The following is a 19,814-nucleotide window of genomic DNA, read 5'->3' as shown; positions in this document are numbered from 1 at the left end:
TAATTTACTGTTTAACTTGAATTAAACTAATTCAAGTGTCTTTAGTTTTTTTCAACTACATAAAAAAAAGCGGCCAAGGCCGCTTTTTTCAATCTCAATTATTCTGAAGGAGGATTATCATCCGCTACTTCATCTATAACCGTATCTACTGTTTCAACGTCTTCGATATCAATCAAGTCACTTTCTGTCACTTCAATCTCTTCTATACGTTGTAAACCAACTACTTGCTCTTCGTCAATAGTTCTGATCAAAATAACACCTTGGGTGTTACGTCCAACCGTAGAAACTTCATTAACGCGAGTACGTACTAAGGTGCCACGATTCGAAATAATCATTATTTCGTCGTTGTCATCAACTTGTACAGCACCAACAACGGCACCATTACGCTCACTCACCTTAATGGATACAACACCTTGTGTTGCACGACTCTTAGATGGGTAATCTTCAAGTTGAGTACGCTTGCCGTAACCATTTTCTGTCACTGTTAATATTGCACCATCGTTCTTCGGTACAATTAGTGATACAACACGTTGATCGTCAGGCATCTTAATACCACGAACACCCGTTGCAGTACGACCCATAGGACGTACACCTTTGAAGCGAATCTCAGGCTTACCTTCTTCATCAAGAACAGGGTTACCATTTTCATCAACTACCGTGGTTTCTTCAGCTTCTTTAAAGCGTACAACTTTACCCGCATCAGTGAACAACATAATTTCGTTGCTACCATCGGTAATATCAACACCAATTAAGCTATCACCTTCGTTTAAGTTAACAGCAATAATACCGCTTGCACGTTGACGGCTGTAGGCCGTTAATGGTGTTTTCTTAACCGTACCAAATGCTGTAGCCATAAAGATGTATTTATCATCTTCATAATCACGTACAGGTAAGATAGCTGTAATACGTTCATCTGCTTCAAGTGGTAATAAGTTAACAATTGGCTTACCGCGCGCTGCGCGACTTGCAAGTGGTAACTGGTACACTTTAAGCCAGTATAATCGACCCGCAGTAGAGAAACATAAAATAGTATCGTGCGTATTGGCAACAAGTAAGCGTTCAATGAAATCTTCGTCTTTCATCTTAGTTGCTGACTTGCCTTTACCACCACGACGCTGCGCTTCGTAATCACTTAACGCTTGGTACTTAACGTACCCTTCGTGTGACAAGGTCACAACCACGTTCTCTTCGTTAATTAAGTCTTCAAGACTAATATCGTGTGCAGCTGCATTAATTTCAGTGCGGCGCTCATCACCATATTGTTCTTTAATTTCAACTAACTCGTCGCGAATAACTTCCATTAGACGATCTGGGTTTGCCAAAATAAACAGTAGTTCAGCAATCAAATCAAGTAAAGTTTGGTACTCGGTTAGAATTTTTTCGTGTTCAAGACCCGTTAGTTTGTGTAGACGTAGATCTAGTATTGCTTGAGCTTGCTGCTCAGAAATATAGTACTGACCATCACGAATACCAAGATCGCTTGCTAGCCAATCTGGGCGTGCAACATTGTCTTCACCTGCTTTATCAAGCATGGCTTTAACATTACCTAATTCCCAAGGACGCGCTGTTAGTGCAACTTTTGCTTCAGCAGGCGTAGGCGACTTACGAATAAGTTCGATAATTGGGTCAATGTTTGCCAGTGCAATCGCTAAACCTTCTAGCGTATGTGCACGGTCACGAGCTTTGCGTAAATCAAACACCGTACGACGGGTAACAACTTCACGGCGGTGAATAATAAACTCTTCAAGCATTTCTTTTAAGTTGAAACACTTAGGCTGGTTATTAATTAACGCAACCATATTCATACCAAACACAGTTTGTAACTGAGTTTGTGAATAAAGGTTGTTTAAAATAACTTCACCTACGTCACCACGTTTGATCTCAATAACGATACGCATACCGTCTTTATCTGATTCATCACGTAATGCACTGATCCCTTCAATCTTTTTATCTTTAACTAGCTCAGCGATTTTTTCAATCAAACGGGCTTTGTTAACTTGGTAAGGGATTTCATGAACAATAATCGTTTCGCGGCCGGTTTTCTCATCAGTTTCGATCTCAGCACGCGCACGCATGTACACTTTACCGCGACCGGTTTGATAAGCTTGTTCAATGCCTTTTTTACCGTTAATAATTGCCGCAGTTGGGAAATCTGGACCTGGAATGTAATCCATTAACTCAGTAATGGTTAATTCAGGATTTTGAATAAGCGCTAAACAACCATTCACTACTTCTGTTAAGTTGTGTGGCGGAATATTTGTCGCCATACCAACAGCAATACCCGACGAACCATTGACTAACAGGTTAGGTATTTTAGTCGGTAATACATCAGGAATTTGCTCTGTGCCATCATAGTTAGGCACAAAATCAACCGTTTCTTTTTCAAGATCGGCTAATAATTCGTGCGACATTTTTGCCATACGTACTTCTGTATAACGCATTGCCGCTGCTGAATCACCATCAACCGAACCAAAGTTACCCTGACCATCAACTAGCATATAACGTAGAGAGAATGGCTGAGCCATACGTACGATGGTGTCATAAACTGCACTGTCGCCGTGTGGGTGGTATTTACCGATTACGTCACCGACCACACGGGCCGATTTTTTGTAAGGCTTGTTCCAGTCATTACTAAGCTCGTTCATTGCAAACAAGACGCGGCGGTGAACAGGTTTTAAACCGTCACGTACGTCTGGTAATGCACGTCCTACGATTACACTCATGGCGTAATCTAAGTAGGAGTTTTTTAACTCGTCTTCAATATTGACTGGCAGAATTTCATTGGCGAGATCAGTCATTTGATATCACATTCCTTCAGTATCAGCTCTCAACAACCCAGTATTAGGTATTAAGAGTGTTTGTTATTATTTCTAAGCAGCCATGCTATCACAATTAATTTTAATTTACAGGCGCAAAACTTTGCGATTTATCAATTTAGCCCTATATAATGGCCTCAGATTGACGAGGAAGTATTTTATGACCGAACATCAAAATGTAGATAACGCAGAAATAGCAAAGTTTGAAGCCATCGCAGAGCGTTGGTGGGATTTAGAAGGCGAATTTAAACCCTTACACGAAATTAATCCATTACGATTAGATTTTATCGCTGACAAAACTAAAGGGTTATTTGATAAAGAAACCTTAGATGTAGGATGCGGTGGCGGCATTTTAAGTCACAGCATGGCACGAATGGGCGCAGACGTAACAGGTATCGATATGGGGCAAGAGCCTTTAACTGTCGCCAAGTTACACAGCTTAGAAACCAGCGTACCCGTTGAATATATAAAAGTACCTGCAGAACAATTTGCTGATGAGCACCCTGAGCGCTTTGATGTGATCACTTGTATGGAAATGTTAGAGCACGTTCCCGACCCTGCTTCTATTATTCATGCGGTCGCTAAATTAGCAAAACCAGGGGCCGATGTATTCTTCTCTACCCTTAATAAAACCCCTAAAGCTTATTTATACGCTATTGTCGGTGCAGAAAAACTGTTAAAAATGGTGCCAGAAGGTACCCATGATCATAAAAAGTTTATTAAACCCGCGCAATTAATCGCATGGGCAGAACAAGCAGGCTTAAAAGTACGTGCCAGTGCAGGGTTAAGTTACAACCCACTTTCAAAGCAATATACGGTTAATGATGATGTTAGCGTAAATTATATGCTGCACTTTGAGAAGTTAGCGTAATGACAAGCTTGCAAACACCTACTAGCCCGATTGAATATCAAGCATTGCTGTTTGACTTAGATGGCACTTTACTCGATACCGCTGATGATTTAGGCGCCGCGCTAAATAGTGTGCTGCATAATCATCAACAGCCCCAAGTGGGCAGTGATATATATCGACCCGCAGCTTCAAATGGCGCAGCAGCATTACTTGCTGCTGGTTTTAAAGAAGCTTGGGCACAACAACCGCAAGAGCAACTTTTAGCAGAGCTAGTTGCACACTATACTGCCAATATTGCCACCCACACCCACTGTTTTGTTGGTATAGAGCAACTTCTCATTGCACTTGATAATAAAGGGATCCCGTGGGGTATTATGACAAATAAGCCTGGTTTTTTAACCGATCCTTTAGTCAAAGCCATTCCTGCGTTAAAAAATGCGCGAATTGTGATAAGTGGTGATACCTTAGCAGAATCTAAGCCCTCACCCCTTCCTTTATTACATTGTGCTGAGCAAATGAGTGTTGATCCTTCGCGCTGCCTATATATAGGTGATGCACAGCGAGATATACAAGCAGGAAAAGCAGCGAATATGCACACCGCTACCGCACTATGGGGATATGTACCGAGTGTAGACGAGGCATTGGCTTGGAATGCAGATTTTAATTGGCATAGCCCTATTGATGCATTTAACCACATATAGTGCCATGTTAATTAATAAACACTACATATTGTGATTGTGTTAGTTTTTACGCAAAGCTTGATGATAAAAAAAGCAGACAAAATTTATTTTTAAAAAGCGTAAATTTAATCTTTCCTTAGTTGATTTTTACAAATTTCAACTTAACCGAATGATCAAAGGTTAATGCCTACTAACACAATTACGTTATCCCAACGTTATCCACAATGAGAGCGGTTTCTGTCCCTTGCAAAAGATCACAGACCACACTATCTTGTGATCTCTAATTTGAACAACACCAGATATTGTGGCTAAATGTTATTCGATTAAATTTACCTATGCGGTAGAAATAACAATAAAAGAATAGGCACTGGGCGTTTTAAGTGCACTCATTGGTCAAAAATATTTAATTCCCAAGGAATACAGGCAAAACTATGAACCAACAGTTATCTGTAAGCAAACGTGACGGCCGTAAAGAGCCGCTTGATCTAGACAAGATCCATCGCGTTATTGAATGGGCCGCCGAAGGTTTAAACAACGTTTCGGTTTCACAAGTTGAACTTAAATCGCATATTCAATTTTATGACGGTATTCGTACTAAAGACATTCATGAGACGATTATCAAAGCTGCTGCGGATCAGATCTCAAAAGAATCACCTGATTATCAGTATCTTGCTGCTCGTTTAGCTGTATTCCATTTACGTAAAAAAGCGTATGGCCAATTTGAGCCACCGCGTCTTTTTGACCACGTTACTAACATGGTTGAACAAAAACGCTACGACGCACATTTGCTTGTTGATTACACAGAGCAAGAACTTGATGAACTAGATGCTTACTTAGATCATTCACGCGATCTTAACTTTAGCTATGCAGCCGTGAAGCAGCTTGAAGGTAAATACCTTGTTCAAAACCGTGTTACCGGTGAAATTTACGAAAGCGCACAGTTTTTATACATCTTAGTAGCGGCAAGCTTATTCTCAGATTATCCACGTGATACGCGTATTGATTACATCAAACGTTTTTACGATGCGGTTTCGTTATTTAAGATATCTTTACCAACACCTATCATGGCTGGTGTTCGTACACCGACTCGTCAATTTAGTTCATGCGTATTAATTGAGTGTGGTGACAGTTTAGATTCGATAAATGCGACATCATCAGCGATTGTTAAATACGTTTCTCAACGTGCTGGTATTGGTATTAATGCCGGACGTATTCGTGCATTAGGTAGCCCTATTCGCAATGGCGAAGCGTACCACACTGGCTGTATTCCGTTTTATAAGCATTTTCAAACAGCCGTTAAAAGCTGTTCGCAAGGCGGTGTACGTGGCGGAGCCGCTACTTTATTCTACCCGCTTTGGCATTTAGAAGTAGAAAACCTACTGGTACTTAAAAACAACCGTGGTGTTGATGATAACCGCGTACGTCACCTAGACTACGGTGTGCAGTTTAATAAACTAATGTATTCGCGTTTAATTAAAGACGATTACATTACCTTATTCAGTCCATCAGACGTGCCGGGCCTTTACGATGCATTCTTTGAAGATCAAGATGAATTTGATGCACTTTATGTAAAGTATGAGCAAGACGAGTCAATTCGTAAAAAACGTATTAAAGCCATTGAACTGTTTTCTATGTTTGCTCAAGAACGTGCCAGCACCGGTCGTATTTACTTACAAAATGTTGACCACTGTAATACGCATAGTCCATTTATCTCGAAAGTGGCGCCTATTCGTCAATCTAACTTATGTTTAGAAATTGCATTACCGACTAAACCACTAAGTAATGTAAACGACGAAGAAGGTGAAATTGCCTTATGTACCTTGTCTGCATTTAACTTAGGCGCGATTGAGTCACTGGATGAATTAGAAGAGTTAGCTGAGCTTGCCGTTCGTGCACTTGATAACCTACTTGATTTCCAAGACTACCCAGTACCGGCGGCAAAAAATGCCACTATGGGACGTCGTACCCTAGGTATAGGTGTGATTAACTACGCTTACTACTTAGCTAAAAACGGTAAGCGTTACTCAGATGGCAGCGCAAATGCACTCACGCACAAAACATTTGAAGCGATTCAGTACTACTTAATGAAAGCATCTAATGAGCTTGCAAAAGAGCGTGGAGCATGTCCTAAATTTAACGAAACTACGTACTCACAAGGTATTATGCCAACAGATACGTACAAGCGTGATTTAGATAAAATTTGTGATGAACCACTGCACCTTGATTGGGATACGTTACGTGCCAGCATTAAAGAGCACGGTATGCGTAACTCAACGCTGAGCGCATTAATGCCATCAGAAACATCATCGCAAATCTCAAATGCAACCAATGGTATTGAGCCACCACGTGGCCATATTAGTGTTAAAGCAAGTAAAGACGGTATTTTAAAGCAGGTTGTCCCTGAGTACGAACGCCTTAAAGATAACTATGAATTACTGTGGGATATTCCATCAAACGATGGTTACTTACAATTAGTAGGCATAATGCAGAAATTTATCGACCAAACAATTTCAGCAAATACTAATTATGATCCAAACAGATACGAAGGCGGTAGAGTACCTATGAAAGTCTTACTAAAAGACTTACTTAGTGCCTACAAGCTAGGTGTTAAAACACTGTATTACCATAATACCCGCGATGGCGCATCAGATGCTCAAGAAGACACTCCAGAAGTGGAAGATGATGATTGTGCAGGCGGCGCGTGTAAAATTTAATAGTTAAACTTAAAGCGGGCGCCTTGCCCGCTTTGTCCTGATAGTTTTAGTGATAGTTTTTTGAGTGATAAACATGTCTTATACTACTTTTAGCAGAAATCATAATAACCAAATGCAAGAGCCAATGTTTTTTGGTCAAACCGTTAACGTGTCACGTTACGATCAACAAAAATACCCTATTTTTGAAAAATTAATTGAAAAACAATTGTCTTTCTTTTGGCGACCTGAAGAAGTTGATGTAAGTAAAGACCGTTTAGACTTTCAAGCGCTTCCCGATCACGAGAAGCATATATTTTTAAGCAACTTAAAATACCAAACGTTGCTTGATAGTGTTCAAGGTCGTTCGCCTAACGTAGCACTATTACCAATTGTGTCTATTCCTGAGCTAGAAACATGGATTGAGACATGGGCGTTTAGTGAAACTATTCATAGTCGTTCGTACACCCATATTATTCGTAACGTAACTCAAGCACCTGAACTTATTTTTGATGACATTGTTAGCAATGAAAAAATTAGTGAGCGTGCCGATGCCGTTACTACTTATTATGATGACCTAATCAATTCTGTATCGCTTTACAACCTATACGGTGAAGGCAAACACGAAATTAATGGCCAAACCGTAGTCGTTAATTTATTTGAGCTGAAAAAGAAATTGTACCTGGCCATGATGTCAGTGAACATCCTTGAAGCTATTCGCTTTTATGTGAGCTTTGCCTGTTCATTTGCGTTTGCAGAGCGTGAATTGATGGAAGGTAATGCTAAAATTATAAAGCTTATTGCCCGTGATGAAGCACTTCACCTTTCAGGTACTCAGCATATTTTAAATATCATGCAAGATGGCAAAGATGACCCTGAAATGGCGATTGTTGCCGCACAATGCCGTGAAGAAGCAATTAAGATGTTTGTTGAAGCCGCAGAGCAAGAAAAAGAATGGGCCGAATACCTATTCAAAGATGGCTCGATGATTGGTTTGAATAAACACATTCTATGTCAGTACGTTGAATACATTACCAATGCGCGTATGACCGCGATTGGTCTACCTGCACAGTTTGAAAATAACAGTAACCCTATTCCATGGATCAACTCATGGTTAGTGTCGGATAACGTGCAAGTTGCTCCCCAAGAAGCCGAAATTAGCTCATACTTAGTTGGTCAAATTGATTCACAAGTAGATGCCGATGAATTTGGTGACTTCGATTTATAATGACTGATAGAACGACTGCAAGTATCACGCTTGCAGATAACAGCCAGCGTATTGATTTTGCCGCTGGCTGCCCTTCTCTTTTACATTGCCTAGAATCAAATAAGATTGATGCCGCTTACCAATGCCGTGAGGGATATTGCGGTGCGTGTCGTGCAACACTTGTCTCAGGTGAAGTTAATTACAATGAAGAGCCGTTAGCGTTTGTTCGCGATGGTGAAATACTACTATGCTGTTGCAAACCAAATGGTGATATAAGTATTAATTTAAAGTGATCAGCAAAATCTAAAAGCACAGCAAAACAACAACGAGTTTATTACTACGCTTTTAAATTACGCTAAATGAGCTTAACCTTCTTCTTCAACCAAAGACTCTAATAAATCATGGATCTCTGATTTTAATTCTTTGTCTTCAATTTTATTCGCACTGACTTTGGCATCTTGTAGATTTTTGATTGCTGCTTCTTTATCACCCAGCTCAAGCTGTAAAGTAGCCATAGAAAAGGCAACAGACGACATATGATCTTTGTTATTAATTTCTATCGACTTCTGTAACGCTTTTTCGTAAGTCTCGATAGCTTCTTCTAGCTCTTCGGTGAAATCAGCCAATGTTTCCCACTGAACAGGGTGATCTTTCGCTGTATTTTCGTTTTCAATACAAATAGCTTTTAGCTCAGCATATAAAGATTCAAACTGTTTAGTATCATTTTTATTAGCCGCTGCCATCAGCTTTTCCGCCAAATCGTGAACCGCTTTGTATACTTTAGTATTCATAATTACTCGCTACCTTATTAACGCGCCTTTTTGAGTTTTTAAGAGCGCCGTATTCGAAATATATACCTAATAGTACATTATTATTAAGCGATGCGTTGTTACAAAAGTATTATAAGCGATAAAAAGCTGTTTAATTGAATCACGCCGACATTAGAGTGCTACACTTAATACTTACTTTTAATAGCAACAGTCAATATCTACCCTATGCAAAATTGCAATCAATGTGGTAAATGCTGCACTAAATATGGTGCAGCAAATTTAGATACAAATCAGCAAGAAATTGAAATGTGGGCACTATTTAACCCTGAGATATTTCAATATGTTAAAAACGATAAGCTATGGTTTGATCCAAAAACAGGTGAGCAATTAACACAATGCCCATTTTTAGAGCTTGCCAGTAAAACATTTCCACAAGAGAAAGATAAATACACCTGCAGTATTTATCATGACCGCCCCCAAGATTGCCGACACTACCCTAGCTTAATTTCAGAAATGATAAACGATGGCTGTGAAATGCTTGAGCCTGCCGATAAACAAAATCATTTTAAAGCGCAAAAGACGTTAGACATACTAATGATAGATAGTCGCTCTTAAACTAATACATATAACAAATACATGAACTGTCATATTGAGCTGCTATTTTAATTTATCGCTATTTTTTTGTCATTCAACGCAAATTTAAAAGTTATAGTATAACATTGTTGATAGCGCAATTTTGTAGTGTTATATTATATCACAACATAACAACCACGAATTGAAGTAATTATGACTAAGCTAACACTCATATCCTCAGCACTACTGTCTGTTTTGTGTTCTCACTCTGCACTAGCAGCGACGATTAATGGCACAGTAACAGATGCAAACAAGCAACCCATTGCCAATGCGACGATTCATGTTCATGGTAAGTCACAAAGTGTACAAAGTAATGCACAAGGTCAGTTTAGTATCGATATAGATGCTAAAAGCCAATTACATATTAGTAAAGATAATTACCAAGACTCACGCATATCGCTTGAAAATACAGACAATACAATTAATGTAACATTAAAGCCCTCTTCGGTTGAAACTGTTGTTGTATATGCCTCGGCACTGCATAAAAATAGCTTAGAAATGATTTCACCGGTGAGTGTTCTATCAGGTGATGAACTTAAAAATAAAGCCAAACCCACCCTAGGTGAAACACTTAAAGGCATTCCTGGTGTTAATGCCAGTTATTTTGGCCCTGTTTCTTCAAGCCCGATTATTCGCGGCCTAGGTGGTCCTAGGGTTAAAATTACTCAAAACGGTTTAGATAGCAGCGATGCGTCTCGCATTGGACCTGATCACGCGACATCAAGTGATAGCTTAGCGGCTGAGCAAATTGAAGTATTACGTGGCCCAAGCACCCTACTTTATGGCTCTGGCGCTATTGGCGGTGTAGTGAATGTGGTTGATAACCGTATTCCAACTAATAATATTGAGTCTCTATCTGGAGCTGCGCAATACACACACGATACTGTTTCAAATGCGAATACCTACGCTGCAAAACTAGAAACTGGCAGCAATAACTTTAATTTCCATTTTGATGGTACTAAACGCAGCGGTGATGATTACCAAACACCTCGTTTTAACTTACCAGATGAACATGAAGAAGGTGAACTGCATGTTGAAGGTGATGAAGAAACAGCGACTTCAGTTGAAAATACCTTTATAGACAGTGAAACAGTTAATTTTGGTACGAGTTATGTGGGTGAGCATTTAACCGTTGGCTTTTCATACGGCAATATAGAAACAGATTATGGTATTCCTGGCCATTCACATGATCATGGGCATGGTCATGAAGAAGAAGACGAGCATGGAGAACACTTAGGTGAAGAACATGAAGAACACGCAGGTGAAGAACATGAAGAAACCCCTGTTTATGCTCATTTAGAACAAGACCGTTGGCAAGGGCTGGTCAGTTATTCGTTTCATGACAACTGGATTGAATCTATTAACCTTCGCCTTGGTTACACTGACTATACGCATAGTGAAATTGAAGATGGCGCAATTGGCACCACTTTTAGTAATGAAACCACTGAAGCACGTTTAAACCTAGAGCACCAGTTAGGCCAATGGCATGGCATGATTGGCTATCACTACAGTGAATCTGATTATGATGCGATTGGCGAAGAAGCCTTTACGCCCGCAAGTATTACAACAACACATGCGTTATATTTACTTGAAGAGCGTACCTTTGGCGATGTCACTATAGAGCTTGGTGCCCGTTTAGAAGATTATGATATTAAAAGTGATGTAGATACGCATCAACACAGCCATGATGACGAACCTGTATCAACAGATGAAACAATTAACTACACGCAGAGCTTTACTAATCTAAGCGCCTCAGCGGGTGCGATTTGGGAATATATGCCAAGTCATAACCTAGCTGTTAGCTTGTCACATTCAGAGCGAGCGCCACTTTCAGCTGAGTTACTTTCTAACGGTGTTCATGTTGCCACAGGGACTTACGAACTTGGTTTGGGTTACCATATTGAAGGTAACGAAGCGCATTTTGAGCCTGAAGAAATTAAACAAGAAACATCAACCAACCTGGATATTAGTTTACGTCGTTTTAGCGGTGACTTTGGTTACACCGTAAACTTTTTCTATAACGATATTAAAAACTTTTATTATCAGCAAAACACAGGATTAGTGTTTGATGAGATGGATGGTTTTGAAGCTGCAACCAGTGGTCACAGCGATGCGATTGATGTTTATCAATTTACTAGTAAAGATGCTGAGCTGTATGGTTTTGAATTTGATGTACATTATCAAATAAACCCCAGCGCCATGGTAAAAGTATTTGGTGACTCAACTCGTGCCAAGCTAAAAGATAATGAAGGTAATTTACCACGCATTCCTGCTAATAAATTGGGTTCAGAACTGCAATACACCCTAGGTAGCGCGCAATTTACCTTAACAGGAACACATTACTTTGAACAAAATGATATTAGTGCATACGAAACAGCAACAGATGGCTATACATTGATTGATTTACAAGCCAATTATCAGCTTGATTTAGGTGCAGTGGATACACAGCTCTACTTGAGTATTGATAACATTACTGATGAACTTGGCTTTGTACATAGCTCGTTTATTAAAGACACGGCGCCACTTCCTGGACGTAATTTCCAATTTGGAGTGAGAGGCTACTTTTAAACCGAGATAAGTTTAAAGAGACAATAAAAAACCGCATTCAAATTAATGAATGCGGTTTTTTCATAACTAAAATGTTATGTGCGTTCTAATTAAAGAATTGCGTGTAACTCAACGTCAAATACAAGTGTTGAGTAAGGTGCGATTGCTGCACCGGCACCACGTTCACCATAAGCAAGCTCATGAGGAACGTATAAACGCCATTTTGTACCTACTGGCATCATTTGTAATGCTTCAGTCCAACCTTTGATCACGCCACCTACTGGGAATTCAGCAGGTTGACCGCGCTCGTATGAGCTATCAAAAACAGTACCGTTTACTAAAGTACCGTGGTAATCAACACGTACTGTAGACTCTGCAGTTGGCTTCTCGCCTTCACCTGTTGCAAGTACTTCGTACTGAAGACCTGACTCAGTTACTGTGATTTCAGGACGTTTTGCGTTTTCTTCTAAAAATGCAATGCCTTCAGCAGCCAATACTTTAGCTTCTTCTTCACGACGAGCTTGGATCTCTTCGTTAATTTTCTCAAACGCAGCTTGGATTTCAGGGATCTCTACTTGAAAAGCACTGCCTGCATACGCATCTTTCATGCCTTCAAATACTGAATTTAAGTTTAAACCTTCAAAAGGGTTAGCCTTAAGTTGCTCACCCATTTGTAAGCCAATACCGTAACTTGCTTTTTCAGCATCTGTAGTAAAATTATCTGACATAATGTGTTATTCACGTTTTGTTAGTTAAAAGACCCGTATATGCTATCACAAAATAAAAGCCGTTTGGGGCTAGTTTTTATTGAGTTTTTCTTTAATTAAACCAATAGCAAAGGTACATACAGGTAAACTGAGCAAAATTCCAACAAGTAAGCTCATCGACAACAATCCGGCCACACCGACCAGCAAAAGAGGCACAGCCACTAAACCAATAATGCCAATATAAAACGCGCCCCATACTGGCCAAAAATGATCGTATTTTGTGATTAAATGCGCCGATAAAGTATTAAACCCAACGGCGTATAATAAGGTCATCATCAGTGCATCGTCTGGATAAGCATCAATAGCCATTTTTTGTAATAACGATATGGCACTTTGGTAACAATAACCAAACACAGTCCATAGCAGGATGTGCTTAAGTAAACGTTTAGAAAAGGATAACTCCGGGGACTGTGACATGATAAAGCTCCAGATAGCAAAAAACCGCCAATAAGGCGGTTTTTTAAATAATGGTGGAGAGATAGGGATTTGAACCCTAGAGGGGCTATAAACCCCTGCCGGTTTTCAAGACCGGTGCATTCGACCACTCTGCCATCTCTCCGTACGGCGCGCATAATAAGATCATACGCTTAGCTTGTAAAGTCCTATTTTAATAAAACCAGCTAAATAGTTAAATATTAACCGTTTTAGTTACTAATAATATTGTTTAGGCCTACGTGCAATCCAAGAGCACACTAAACATACCAATAAGCTGGCTGTTAAAAATGCAATACTTTGGAATATCAAATCGAAGCGATTAAAATCATCACTTGGGATCACAACCAATATAAATGAAGGCAGTAAGGTGAACAATAAAACATAACAACATATTTTAAAGGCTCTGCCAAAATCAAATCGTTTCGACTGTTGCATCCACCATGTTAGCAATACCAGCACCCCTATTGCTGTCGCAGCAATAAAATGCTCAGCTTGAGTGCTCATTGCAACATAAAATGTCGCAAGCGCGCCAACAACACCCCAGATTGACCAAGCAAACCAGTTTTCTTTTTCGCGTAAAAATAAATTTCCCATCATTTTCGTCTTCTTTATCGTTATTATTGGTAAGACTTTCCATACATTACCAAAAAACAACCGATTAAAAAACAAACTGAAGAAGATTTATTGCGTATGGTGCTTCCGTGCGCTTCTCGCAGCTACAATATTAACCGCTGTAGTGTAACACGATTAACTTAATGAATTATGACTATATTGAATATAAAAAGTTCATACTATTTTTACAAAAAACTAAAAAAGTTTTCTGGCTTGTGCCTCGGTGACTTTTTACATTCGATTGCAGGCGTCCCTAAATACAAATAACCCACGATTTCATCATCATCACTTAAGTTAAGTGCTTGTTTAACACTTACGCTTTGTGCAAAGTAACCCGTGCGCCAAATACCACCTAAACCTTGTGCAAATGCGGCTTGTTGCATAGCCAATACGCCACAACCTGCACTTTGTACTTGTTCAATTCTAGGCACTTTTGGGTGTGGTTGATATTTTGCAATCGCAATAATAATCATTGGGGCTCTAAGCGGTAACTCCTTAGCGCGATTAATTACTTTTTCGGCCTGCTGCTCTGCTAAAGCGCTTTGATAATAAATTTCACCCAACTTATGACGCGCATCACCCTGAACAATAATATATTGCCACGGTGCAATACAGCCATGATCGGGCACTCTCAGACCAGCCTGCTGAATAATGTTTAATTGTTCTTCATTAGGGCCTGGCTCTGTCAACTTTGCATCAGATTGACGGCTTAATAAAAGCTCAATAGCATCCATAGTGTGCTCTCAAAATTCAAAACGTAAGAGTAACATTTATAAGTAAAAAATAAACACTGTAGGTCAAAACTATCAAGCAGATAAAATTAATGATGCGAGTGTTTATATGCTATTAGCTATTGATGTAAGGTATCGCGTTTAAACCAATAATCTAGGCTTACAAAGCGCCCACCTCCCGTAAAAAATAAACTCAGTAACATGGCAAAATAAATAGCAGAAAATTCGATGCCGTTATTTAGTATTGCTGGTTTTCCTTTTTCATATAAGTAATCTGCAAAGCCGTACTCTTGCACTAAGCTGCTAATTTTATCTATGCGGACTTTTACTTCTATTGAGTTTTCAAGGCTTTCTTTGGCACCGGGGATTGATAGCCAATCAAGTACTTGGGCTGCACTTGTTTGTGGATTTGTTGGCGCTATAGCAAACCAGCCGTTATGCCAGTGTACCGTTGTTGCTGCAACCACCATTGTGAACATCAGTGGAATACTCACTAAACGCGTAAATAAACCAATAAGTAAAAACCAACCTCCTAAAAACTCACTCCAACCTGCTAAAAAGGCCAGCAAATCAGGAAATGGTAATCCTAAACCCCACTCACTATTACCAAACCACTGAACGACATCATCAGAGGCTAAAAAATGATAAAAAAAACCATTGGTATCACCGCTTATTGCGAGTTTATTATAGCCTGCGATAATCATAACAGGCGCTAAAATCAAGCGAAAAAGCAAAGCAGGTAAACCATCTAATAAAGATAATTTACCCTTAATATTGTCATAAAGCGTAATTAATTTTTTCATGCGCAATCTGTATGTTCATTGTTTATTTAGGTATAGACTATAAACAAACATGACCGCGCACAGGGTTAAATTATTTCACACTTAAAAATTAAATATCCCTTGCTACTTGTAACGCTTCAAAGATTGCGCGTTTAGCATCAATAGCAGCAGCGAGTTTAGCGCCACCTATAACATGCACTTTGGCGTTCTCAGCTTGCGCCTTAAATAACTCGTCGTTAGACACTTGACCAATACAGGCAATAACCGTATCAACTGGCAGTACTTGAGTTTCACCAGCAACACTAATAGTAAGGCCGTTTTTATCAAAACTATGGTATTGGCAATCTGCAATTTGTTTAACACCATGCTGTTTGGCAACTTGACGGTGGATCCAACCAGTTGTTTTACCTAAGTCACCGCCAAAGCGCCCTGCACTGCGTTTTAGCATGTAAAGCTGACGATCATCTTTATGCGGTTGAGCTTCACACTCTATGCCCCACTGAGTTTTAAAATCGCTGATGCTTTGTGACTTATGCTCACTTAAAAATGCCACCATATCAAAACCAATACCGCCTGCACCGAGTATAGCGATAGAATTGCCTAGCTCGACTTCACCGCGGATCACTTCATCGTAGGCAAAAATACGCTTATCATCGCTGCACTTAATCGTAGCTTCACGCGGTCTTACGCCAGTTGCAAATACCACATCATCAAACTGCGTTAGCATACTGTCATCAAATGCTTTACCTAACTCAATGGTTACATTGAGACGCTTAAGTTCGTTAGTGAAGTAAGCCAATGTATGGTTAAAGTCTTCTTTACCAGGTATTTGCATGGCTAAATTGAATTGACCACCCATGTGCTGCTTTTGATCAATCAGAGTTACATTGTGCCCTTTTTGCGCTAAATAACAGCTAGACGATAACCCTGCAGGTCCAGCGCCAACCACTAATACGTTTTTAGCTTTCTCTGCTTTTTCTAGCGGGTAATCAAGCTCGAAACCGGCTTGTGGATTAACTAAACAGGTAGCCCGCTTACCTTTAAATACATGATCTAAACAGCCTTGGTTACAACCAATACAAATATTAATATGCTCAGACTGCTTCGCCGCGTATTTATTAAAAAATTCTGGATCGGCTAATAATGGACGGGCCATAGAAATTAAATCAGCTTCACCCGCATTTAAAATATCATTGGCAATCTCTGGGGTATTAATACGGTTTACCGCAATAACAGGCACGCTAATAACATCTTTCAAGCGCTTTGACGCTTCTTTAAACGCACCCGGAGGTACCATACTAGCAATTGTCGGTACGCGCGCTTCATGCCAACCAATACCGGTATTAAAAATATCAACACCCGCTTTTTCAAGTGCAATTGCTTGTTGTGTTACTTCATCTGGGGTTGAACCATCAGGGATTAAATCAATCACAGAGAGTCTAAAAATAATTAAAAATTTATCCGATACTTTCGCCCTCACCGCTTTTACAATTTCAACGGCTAAACGCATTCTGTTTTCAAGACTACCACCAAATTCATCATCTCGTTTATTAGTGTGCGGTGCCATAAACTCATTAATCAAATAACCTTCTGAGCCCATTACTTCTACGCCATCGTAACCGGCTTTTTCGGCTAAATAAGCAGAATTAGCAAAGTCTTTAATCGTTTTATTAATTGAGCTTAAAGACATTGCCTTAGGCTTGTAAGGATTAATTGGTGCTTTAATAGCACTCGGTGCTTGATTAAAAGGGTGATACGCATAACGCCCTGCATGTAATAACTGCAAACATATTTTTCCGCCATGTTGGTGAACTGCTTGCGTATACGCGCGATGTTTAAATACGTCGTAATAACTATTGAATGATGAAGAGATAGGCGTGAGCTTACCGCGTAAATTAGGGCTATAACCCCCAGTAATAAGCATCGCAGTGCCACCTTTGGCACGTGCCTCATAAAAAGCACGAAGACGTTTACGATTGTGCCAACCCTCTTCAAGGCCGGTGTGCATTGATCCCATTACTAAACGGTTGCGTAGTTGTGTGTGTTTTAGTTCTAGTTTTTGTTCTAACATCCTGTGCCCCAATAACTGGTCTAACCTGTGTGTTTGTTCAATTTTGCGTTAATGACGCAGAATAAGCAATATATGAGCAGCTTAAACTTAAAATTTTTAATTTAAACTAACCTAAATACGGTCATTTTATGTATAACCGTTAATACTACAACACGGCTAAAAGCGGCATAAACATTCATATAATCATAAGTGTAATTGAATTTATAAATGTTTCGTTACGATTTAGCAGTTAAATTAATTTATATTCTAAGCTACTATGGCAATAACGTTTTAGCTGTACGAATTTAAGGAGCTATTTTGATAGCGAAGGTATTTAAAGGTATATGGACAGGGATTAATTTCTCGCGTCGTTTAGTACTAAACTTATTATTTTTATTTTTGGTTATCATTTTCATTGTCTCAATATCAAGTGACGGCGATAAAATCATTGTCGAAGAGGGCTCAGTCCTCAGGCTCAACCTAAATGGCCCTATTGTAGAAGAAAAAACCTACATAGATCCTGTTGAGGCGGCCATAAATGATGCAACTGCAAGTGCCGATACGCCTACTGAAATATTACTTGATGATGTAATTGAAGTAATCAATGAAGCGGCACAAGATTCACGCATTAGTGCTATCTTACTTGATCTACAAGAAATGCCAAAAGCGCACTTAAATAAGCTTAAGCAAATTACTCATGCAATTGATGCATTTAAAGAAACAGGTAAAAAAGTAATTGCCTCAGGCTATTATTATACCCAAGCACAATATTATATTGCTGCGCATGCAGACGAAATTGCTATGCACCCTTACGGGAGTGTGATGATTGAAGGCTACGGTATGTACCCGCTTTACTTTAAAGAAGCATTAGAAAAATTAGAAGTCACGCAGCATATATTTCGTGTAGGTACATTTAAATCAGCGGTTGAACCTTTCATCAGGAATGATATGTCAGAAGCTGCCAAAGAAGCTAACAGCGTATGGTTAGGTGCTTTGTGGAAGCAATATAAGCAAGATGTAAGTGCGGTGCGCCCATTTGACGAATCGAATTTTGATGAAACAATGGATACCTATTTAGCCAAAATGCAGGCAGCCAATGGGGATGCTGGTAAATACGCATTGGATAACCAATGGGTTGATTCACTTAAAACTAATCAACAAATTCGTCAGCAGTTAATTGATCTAGTTGGCGCTGAAGAAGACGGTAAAACATTTAAACAAGTGTCTTTTGGTGAATACTTAAGCTTAGTTAAACCGCCTATTGCATTTGATAACCCGATGACAGAAAAAGTGGCTGTTGTTGTAGCGAAAGGGACCATTGTAGACGGTGAACGTCGTGCCGGTGAGATTGGCGGTGATTCAACAGCTGCGCTATTACGCAAGGCACGCCTTGATGACAAAGTCAAAGCAGTCGTACTGCGTATTGACTCTGGCGGTGGCAGCATGTTTGCTTCTGAAGTTATTCGTGCCGAAGTATTGGCGCTTAAAGCCGCAGGTAAACCTGTTATCGCTTCAATGAGTTCAGTCGCTGCATCAGGTGGTTATTGGATTGCATCAGCGGCAAATGAAATTTGGGCTGCACCGAGTACAATTACCGGTTCTATCGGTGTGTTTGGTACCTTTATGACCTTTGAAGATACCTTAGCTAAAATCGGTGTTTACTCTGATGGCGTAGCCACTACAGAAATGGCCGGTTTTTCAATCACTCGCCCATTAAATGAAAAAATGGCACAAGTGATTCAAATGAGTGTTGAAGAAGCTTACGAGCGTTTTTTAAATGTGGTTGCCGATGCACGTAATATGACCCCAGAGCAAGTTGATAAAATTGCCCAGGGTCGGGTTTGGATTGCATCTCAAGCACAAGAGCTTGGTTTAGTTGATAAATTAGGTAACAAGCAAGATGCTATCAAAGCGGCTGCCGAACTTGCTAAGCTTAACTTCTATGAAGTTAAAACAATTAAACAATCGCTTAGCCCGCAAGAAAAAATGCTTCAAGATATTTTTGGTAGCGCCGCGGTTAAATCTGTACTTGGACTTGAAACACAAAAATCAGCAGTATTAGCTAGCCAAGCTAATCTGCAAACTGTGATTAAGCAATTAAGTAGCGAAGTAGAAAACCTGAAAGATTATAACGATCCACAAGGTGTTTATGCGCGCTGTTTAGAATGTACAGTTGCACAATAATGCCCTAACAGGCTGTATTGATTAGCACTTAGCGTTATACTAAGCCCAGTTTTTTTACTG

Annotated in this window: 16 protein-coding genes and 1 tRNA gene; 8 read left to right on the top strand and 9 right to left on the bottom strand. The window is 39.7% G+C overall.

The features are described from left to right. Window positions 1-98: 98 nt before the first annotated feature. Entirely contained in the window at window positions 99-2,798 is a 2,700-nt protein-coding gene (gene gyrA, locus B1F84_RS07080) for a DNA topoisomerase (ATP-hydrolyzing) subunit A (protein ID WP_131691001.1), read from the bottom strand. Window positions 2,799-2,976: 178 nt separating this feature from the next. Between gyrA and ubiG the strand changes: the two genes are divergently transcribed. The 5 genes from ubiG (at window position 2,977) to yfaE (ending at window position 8,536) form a co-directional block, all read left to right on the top strand. Beyond that, window positions 2,977-3,687, top strand: coding sequence for a bifunctional 2-polyprenyl-6-hydroxyphenol methylase/3-demethylubiquinol 3-O-methyltransferase UbiG (gene ubiG, locus B1F84_RS07075; protein ID WP_131691000.1), 711 nt, complete (start codon window positions 2,977-2,979; stop codon window positions 3,685-3,687). Further along, window positions 3,687-4,367: an HAD-IA family hydrolase gene (locus tag B1F84_RS07070; RefSeq protein ID WP_131690999.1), complete on the top strand. Its 681-nt coding sequence runs from the start codon at window positions 3,687-3,689 to the stop codon at window positions 4,365-4,367. The genes ubiG and B1F84_RS07070 overlap by 1 nt, the downstream gene beginning before the upstream one ends. Window positions 4,368-4,777: 410 nt before the next feature. Beyond that, window positions 4,778-7,060: a class 1a ribonucleoside-diphosphate reductase subunit alpha gene (nrdA, locus tag B1F84_RS07065; protein WP_131690998.1), complete on the top strand. Its 2,283-nt coding sequence runs from the start codon at window positions 4,778-4,780 to the stop codon at window positions 7,058-7,060. 73 nt (window positions 7,061-7,133) lie between these two features. Then, on the top strand, window positions 7,134-8,264 hold the full coding sequence (gene nrdB / locus B1F84_RS07060) for a class Ia ribonucleoside-diphosphate reductase subunit beta (RefSeq protein WP_131690997.1): 1,131 nt from the start codon (window positions 7,134-7,136) through the stop codon (window positions 8,262-8,264). Further along, window positions 8,264-8,536: a class I ribonucleotide reductase maintenance protein YfaE gene (yfaE, locus tag B1F84_RS07055; RefSeq protein ID WP_076919572.1), complete on the top strand. Its 273-nt coding sequence runs from the start codon at window positions 8,264-8,266 to the stop codon at window positions 8,534-8,536. The genes nrdB and yfaE overlap by 1 nt, the downstream gene beginning before the upstream one ends. 72 nt (window positions 8,537-8,608) lie before the next feature. On the opposite strand, the gene B1F84_RS07050 is transcribed toward yfaE, so the two are convergent. Then, on the bottom strand, window positions 8,609-9,034 hold the full coding sequence (locus B1F84_RS07050) for a tetratricopeptide repeat protein (RefSeq protein ID WP_205988847.1): 426 nt from the start codon (window positions 9,032-9,034) through the stop codon (window positions 8,609-8,611). 204 nt (window positions 9,035-9,238) lie between these two features. On the opposite strand from B1F84_RS07050, the gene B1F84_RS07045 reads away from it, so the two are divergent. Continuing rightward, window positions 9,239-9,628, top strand: coding sequence for a YkgJ family cysteine cluster protein (locus B1F84_RS07045; RefSeq protein ID WP_076919574.1), 390 nt, complete (start codon window positions 9,239-9,241; stop codon window positions 9,626-9,628). 171 nt (window positions 9,629-9,799) lie between these two features. Next, a complete protein-coding gene (locus B1F84_RS07040; RefSeq protein WP_131690995.1) occupies window positions 9,800-12,214 on the top strand; it encodes a TonB-dependent receptor in 2,415 nt (804 codons plus the stop codon). Window positions 12,215-12,303: 89 nt separating this feature from the next. Here the strand turns inward: B1F84_RS07040 and B1F84_RS07035 are convergent, their stop codons facing one another. From B1F84_RS07035 to B1F84_RS07005, 7 genes are all read right to left on the bottom strand, one after another. Next, entirely contained in the window at window positions 12,304-12,921 is a 618-nt protein-coding gene (locus B1F84_RS07035) for an FKBP-type peptidyl-prolyl cis-trans isomerase (protein WP_008112467.1), read from the bottom strand. A gap of 69 nt (window positions 12,922-12,990) precedes the next feature. After that, the gene (locus B1F84_RS07030) at window positions 12,991-13,314 is read right to left on the bottom strand and encodes a hypothetical protein (RefSeq protein WP_131691912.1); all 324 of its coding nucleotides are present in this window, start codon (window positions 13,312-13,314) and stop codon (window positions 12,991-12,993) included. A 114-nt stretch (window positions 13,315-13,428) separates the two neighbouring features. Continuing rightward, window positions 13,429-13,519 (bottom strand) — tRNA-Ser (locus B1F84_RS07025). A 92-nt stretch (window positions 13,520-13,611) separates the two neighbouring features. Then, window positions 13,612-13,989 (bottom strand): hypothetical protein, encoded by a 378-nt coding sequence (locus tag B1F84_RS07020; protein ID WP_205988854.1) that lies wholly within the window; start codon window positions 13,987-13,989, stop codon window positions 13,612-13,614. 203 nt (window positions 13,990-14,192) lie between these two features. Beyond that, window positions 14,193-14,741: an NAD(P)H nitroreductase gene (locus tag B1F84_RS07015; RefSeq protein WP_076921092.1), complete on the bottom strand. Its 549-nt coding sequence runs from the start codon at window positions 14,739-14,741 to the stop codon at window positions 14,193-14,195. Window positions 14,742-14,857: 116 nt separating this feature from the next. After that, entirely contained in the window at window positions 14,858-15,541 is a 684-nt protein-coding gene (locus B1F84_RS07010; RefSeq protein WP_131690993.1) for a DoxX family protein, read from the bottom strand. A gap of 88 nt (window positions 15,542-15,629) precedes the next feature. Then, window positions 15,630-17,591, bottom strand: coding sequence for an NADPH-dependent 2,4-dienoyl-CoA reductase (locus B1F84_RS07005; RefSeq protein ID WP_131690992.1), 1,962 nt, complete (start codon window positions 17,589-17,591; stop codon window positions 15,630-15,632). Window positions 17,592-17,888: 297 nt separating this feature from the next. On the opposite strand from B1F84_RS07005, the gene sppA reads away from it, so the two are divergent. Continuing rightward, on the top strand, window positions 17,889-19,754 hold the full coding sequence (gene sppA / locus B1F84_RS07000; RefSeq protein ID WP_131690991.1) for a signal peptide peptidase SppA: 1,866 nt from the start codon (window positions 17,889-17,891) through the stop codon (window positions 19,752-19,754). The last annotated feature ends 60 nt before the right edge of the window (window positions 19,755-19,814 follow it).

The organism is Pseudoalteromonas sp. DL-6 (genome assembly GCF_004328665.1).
GTDB lineage: Bacteria > Pseudomonadota > Gammaproteobacteria > Enterobacterales > Alteromonadaceae > Pseudoalteromonas.
The sequence above is the reverse complement of the archived record's forward strand: the minus strand, read 5'-3'. Positions and strand labels throughout refer to the sequence as shown.